Origin of the sequence: Vibrio sp. 10N.222.52.C12 (assembly GCF_041474215.1) — a bacterium.
In the GTDB taxonomy this organism is placed as follows: Bacteria; Pseudomonadota; Gammaproteobacteria; order Enterobacterales; family Vibrionaceae; genus Vibrio; species Vibrio crassostreae_C.
In genome coordinates this window covers 1-4857 of record NZ_JBFRTR010000216.1, presented here as the reverse complement: position 1 = coordinate 4857, position 4857 = coordinate 1, and the positions used below count along the sequence as shown (strand labels likewise).

Annotated in this window: 7 protein-coding genes; 3 read left to right on the top strand and 4 right to left on the bottom strand. The window is 40.8% G+C overall.

What is annotated here, in order from left to right; translation table 11 throughout:
* Positions 1–97: 97 nt before the first annotated feature.
* Positions 98–427: a hypothetical protein gene (locus tag AB4623_RS23820; RefSeq protein ID WP_372147498.1), complete on the bottom strand. Its 330-nt coding sequence runs from the start codon at positions 425–427 to the stop codon at positions 98–100.
* A 113-nt stretch (positions 428–540) separates the two neighbouring features.
* Positions 541–1362: a restriction endonuclease gene (locus tag AB4623_RS23815; protein WP_016799990.1), complete on the bottom strand. Its 822-nt coding sequence runs from the start codon at positions 1360–1362 to the stop codon at positions 541–543.
* Between the two features lie 331 nt (positions 1363–1693).
* Between AB4623_RS23815 and AB4623_RS23810 the strand changes: the two genes are divergently transcribed.
* On the top strand, positions 1694–1966 hold the full coding sequence (locus tag AB4623_RS23810) for a helix-turn-helix domain-containing protein (RefSeq protein WP_102502808.1): 273 nt from the start codon (positions 1694–1696) through the stop codon (positions 1964–1966).
* Between the two features lie 165 nt (positions 1967–2131).
* Here the strand turns inward: AB4623_RS23810 and AB4623_RS23805 are convergent, their stop codons facing one another.
* Positions 2132–2575 carry a hypothetical protein gene (locus tag AB4623_RS23805; RefSeq protein WP_017091788.1) on the bottom strand — a complete coding sequence of 148 codons (444 nt, stop codon included), beginning with the start codon at positions 2573–2575 and terminating at the stop codon, positions 2132–2134.
* 85 nt (positions 2576–2660) lie between these two features.
* Positions 2661–3461 carry a hypothetical protein gene (locus tag AB4623_RS23800; protein ID WP_372147496.1) on the bottom strand — a complete coding sequence of 267 codons (801 nt, stop codon included), beginning with the start codon at positions 3459–3461 and terminating at the stop codon, positions 2661–2663.
* Positions 3462–3810: 349 nt separating this feature from the next.
* On the opposite strand from AB4623_RS23800, the gene AB4623_RS23795 reads away from it, so the two are divergent.
* Both AB4623_RS23795 and AB4623_RS23790 read left to right on the top strand, forming a co-directional pair.
* Complete coding sequence (locus AB4623_RS23795) at positions 3811–4539, top strand: zeta toxin family protein (protein ID WP_017091786.1); 729 nt, start codon at positions 3811–3813, stop codon at positions 4537–4539.
* A gap of 18 nt (positions 4540–4557) precedes the next feature.
* Positions 4558–4716 (top strand): hypothetical protein, encoded by a 159-nt coding sequence (locus AB4623_RS23790; RefSeq protein WP_016799988.1) that lies wholly within the window; start codon positions 4558–4560, stop codon positions 4714–4716.
* The last annotated feature ends 141 nt before the right edge of the window (positions 4717–4857 follow it).

Here is a 4857-nt window from a genome sequence, read left to right as displayed (position 1 = left end):
TGCAGTGGTTGTAAATCATTTATATCCAAAAACGTTTTTAAAACTGATCAACCTTTGTGTGATCAGCTCTAGCATACTCTCCCTGGACAAAACCTATCTAGAGAGGGTTTAAAAGAGGTAATTGCCCCAATGTCTCGCCAGACCTAGCTTTGTCTTCTTGCTTGTAAGCCCCTTCGCTTGTATCGACAACAACATATTGAAATTCAAGAGGTTGGTGGATGTCTTCTTTCGTTAGAGAGTCGAGCTTGAGGTCTCCGGAAGCAAAGCGAGGGGGTTCAGATGGTTTCAAACTAGGAATCACCAAACAGTTCGCAACGTACCCAAAAAATTGGTCAACACTTAAGCGACCAGAAGCATGACTTTGAATACGTGTGATTAGACCAAATTTGGGCTTATGACTGTTCTTTTCGATTTGTCTTCTAGACATACCGCAATAAATCAGTTGTTCGCCATGCCAAATAGCAATAGATGCCAGCAGCAACTTTCGGGATATCAAAGATTACTTTCTACAACAAGCGTGTATTGCGAATAGATTAAAACTCAGCAGTCGCAAGTATAACGACACTTTGGATACGTAGAGCAACCATAAAAAGACATACCAGATTTAGCTCCTTGCTTAGCAACACGCATTACAAGCTTAGATTGGCAACTAGGGCAAATCATAGATTCGACGCCTGCCCTGTGTGTTTGGGGCGATATTGATGGTTTATTTTGAAAGCTGCGCCCATCTTCAATCATATGTACTAGTTCGCTGCCATTGACTAGCCACAGACGCTTATCTAGAGAAAAAGCGACAGCCTCAGAAGTAAAGCCTCCTGAAGTTACGATAATCATCTTACTGGCATTGTTCGCGATCATGACACCGTACATTTCCCTTAGAACTTGCACACCCACTTTGCGAGTTTTCCAATGCTTACATTGTACAAGGCTTAATTCACTATCTTTTGTAAGCCAAATATCAACACCGCCATCAGATTTTTGAGCGAAAGACTGTTTGACCGCATACCCTTGAGACTTAAAGTATTCTCCGATGTAACTTTCAAATTCGATCCAAGTCAGGTGATTTAGTGGGGAAGTATTCCTCTGAATTTTAATCTGATTGTTCGTCTTGAGATAGTTTCTTTTCCTCTGATATTGCTTGAAAAACGCTATCGGTGCGGGGAGAAGAAATAAGAACGTAAAATATGGAGCCATCAAGGGCAAGTTTGGAGCAATAGCTTCAAAGATGAAATTATTGCTATCCACGGCCAAGCTAGGCAATAGGTATGAAAGCCCAAAATAAATACAAGCAGAGAGTACTACACTTAACCACCATGGAGCGTCCATTAAGTGCCATATGATTCCATCGTGTTTTCGTGCCATTTGAAGATTACCTGATAAGCGTTTAGATGCATTAAAACACAAGCGATAGATGATGGGTATAGTTTGTAAGGTGATATTTATCAGGATGATAGCTATTGATGAGCTAGGGCAGGGAAGGCAACGCTTGAAGTCGGATTCTTTGTTCGGAATCCGAACACTTCTAACTCATAATTGTCGAGTAGACGACATACTCAAGTCAAGATGACTGTGCCCACCAAGCGACTACAAACCAAAGCCTGCATGACATCAAATTTGGGAGTGAGCGGATTTTAAGGCACTTTCATGATAAATTTGCCAACATGATAAAATCGATTAACAACCTCCAATTTATATGAATGACCAACTAACCCCAATCAACAAAGACCATTTGAAAAAACTTATCCGAGCAGAACTGGAGCTAACATGGTTTGATAATAAATCAGCTAGCTCGGATATGTCTTGGGTTACTCCTACGGTGCTAAAAACATTGTTTACTGAGTTGATAACTCATACGCGCGGTAATCAATCAAAGGCTACTAGGATGTTAGGGATCAACAGGGGGAGTTTCAGCAAAAAATTAAACCAGATTACAAGTAATGAACTTGGATTGGTTGAAAGCCTATAGGTATATATCAGCCTATTAGGACACAGCAGAGGGCGCAGTCATCATTACTTTGAAAAACGCGGCAAGTCAGTAGCTTGGTCTAAGTTTACCCCCGTGAGATATCACGGGGGTAGTAGCGAACGGCATGATAATAATGGATAACTTTTGGTAGGGTAAACCAACAGCCTACAACTGCTTTTGTACAGGGCAAGGGTATTGCTCTTTGAGAGCGGCAACAAGGTAGCTTCCGATAGAGCCCGCAAGCCTATTATATTTTTTTACACGAGGATCATGCTCAATTTGGTTATTGATAAGATCTATTAGCTCTTTTGTTTTCCAGTTATATAAAGTGTCGCGATTGGCTGCATCTTTCATGGGCAAGCAATAATCAATGCGCTGATCGCGAGCATCTAATCGAGTGGTATAAAAATCTACCGTATCTGCAGCAGCACGAACGGTGGCTAATAAGTATTGATATTCTTGATTATTCGTCTTTTTATAATACTCCAAGTAATACGTCATAGAGGCTGGATTGTTTTTACTGCCTGAAAGTTCATCAAAACCTTGTGCCGTAGCTCCTGAAAAAGAGCACCATGTGAATAAGCCTAATACGATCCATTTCATCATCATTATTCTCTCCATTTAATATTGTGTATAATACTAGGTTGTTTTGATACCTTACTTGGGTTACTCAATAATTAACCATTATTTATATTTAAGTTCGGGTTTTATCCTCCTCATTCTCTGTTGGCTGCAAGGTGGAAGGTGGCTCAACACGGTTACTGGTGACCTCAAATTGTTCACGTGTCTCCTCCACGATTTGTGAGTGGTTGTCTGGGTTGTAATAACGCTCAGTGCCGCCGCGCTGTTCATGCTGCTCAATCACCGTTTGGCTGGTGTTGCCTAGAGCTTTACCTTTGTATTGTTCGCCCACCATCGTTTGCCACTCGGCTTGGGTCGGCTCAGGATTAAAGGTTTGTTCGTGCTCTTCTTGAGTGGGTACGCTGGCGAGCACAAAATCTTTAAACGTGTCGGTTGTTTTAAATGCTTCCCATTCATTTGTTCGATCTTGGCGTGATTTATCATTACTACCGGTAAGAATCTGCTTTGCTCGTCCTTCTTCAGATTTATATTGCTCCTCCACAAAATCTTGGAATGGTATTTCCAGTTTCTCAATCAGGCTCGCCACTTGACGATGCTCTTGGCTGTTAACTTGGCTGAGCGTATCGACCTCTTGCTGAGATTGTGTCGTGGACGTTATCAAGCCTTGCGTCTCACTAAAGTTCGCCGTAAAGCCAGTGGCGTAAGTGCCCATCTCCGTATTACGTTCGTCGGCCGTGAGGCGGTTGCTTGCATCGATGGTTTGGTTGGCACCAGAGCGGTAGGATTCGATAGCGGCTTGCATTTGGCTTTGTTGTTCGTTGCTCATGCTGCTGAGCGTTTCGCGGTCTTCCTGTGTCCATTTTTGTCCCGAACCTTCGTAGGCTGAATTTTTACCCGTGGCATTTTCTAGCACGTTTGTGTCCAAAAGCTTGTTTCGATACCTACCAGTTTGATGTGATCACCAAGCGATTCTGTCGTACCTTAAGTACCAAGCGACTTTGTCATTATGTTAACTACCAGTTTGAATTTTTACCAGTGGCTCTTTCTCAGAGTGTTTACTCTTCTGTATGTTTGTCGCCCCTAAGTTAGCCAAATTTAGCTCATGGTTGGTTCCTAGTTTTGTTAGGCGAACTTTTTCATAGTGCTCAACTCCATATTTCACATGAATTTTTTATACGTATTGAAATGCACTTGAGTTAGAGCAAGTTATGCCTTTAGGCGTTAATTATTGTGTATAATGTGCGAAATATATTAATTTTGAGATGGTCATCTTGGATCTTAATGACGAAGAACTTGCAATCAGGGACAGGGCAGTCATCTTTGCCAAGAAAAACAGGACTAAGATTTGTAGAAGGCTTACTGATAAAGCAGTCTACCTTCCAGAAGAGGCTCCTGTATCTGTTTTTATGAGTGGCTCTCCAGGGGCAGGGAAAACAGAATCATCTAAAGAATTAGTTGCTTCCATCTCTGATGGTCATGTGCAAGTTCTTCGCCTAGATCCTGATGACTTGCGCATTGAATTTGAAGATTACGATGGTTCGAATTCATACCTATTTCAGCGTGCAGTTGTTATTCTTGTTGAACGTTCGATGGACTATATCTTTAAGAATGGTCAGAGTTTTTTGTTAGACGGAACGTTATCAAGCTACCATGTAGCGGAAAAAAACATTCAAAGATCTTTAGACAAAGACAGAGATGTACTGATAATATTTGTGTATCAACGCCCTGAACTAGCATGGGAATTTGTTAACGCGAGAGAAAAAGTTGAAGGTCGAAAAATTCTCCCTGAACACTTCGTAGAACAATTCTTTGGTTCTCAGACAGTTATAGAGGCGTTGAAGGAAAAATTCGGTAAAAAGATCCAAGTCGACTTGTTGATGAAAGATAATGATGGCAGCACTAGAACTTATCATAGTAACGTTAGTAGCTTGAAACCTTATCTGAAACCGAATTATACTGTAGAAGAAGTAAACAAAATTGTGGGCATTTAAAGGTTGATAGGAGGCTTTATGTTTAATTTTAGCAGTAAGAAGGTTGCTTCATCACCATTGTCAAATTTTGTGAAGCGTACATCTTCAAGTGAAAAGAAAAAAGTTTATAAAAGAGTGATCGTCGCTGCTTCAGAGTCTCAAAACTCAACAATTGAGAAAGCCAAAGCAGTTGCATAATCGAATATGCTCTTGCTCATCAATTTTTTAAGCCGATTCAAACTAATACAGTTGAATCGGCTTTTTTACACCTATAACTTTAGCGTATGAACAAACAAAGGTATAACAATCGCTTAAGGTTCCAAGATACTTTTTCTAATC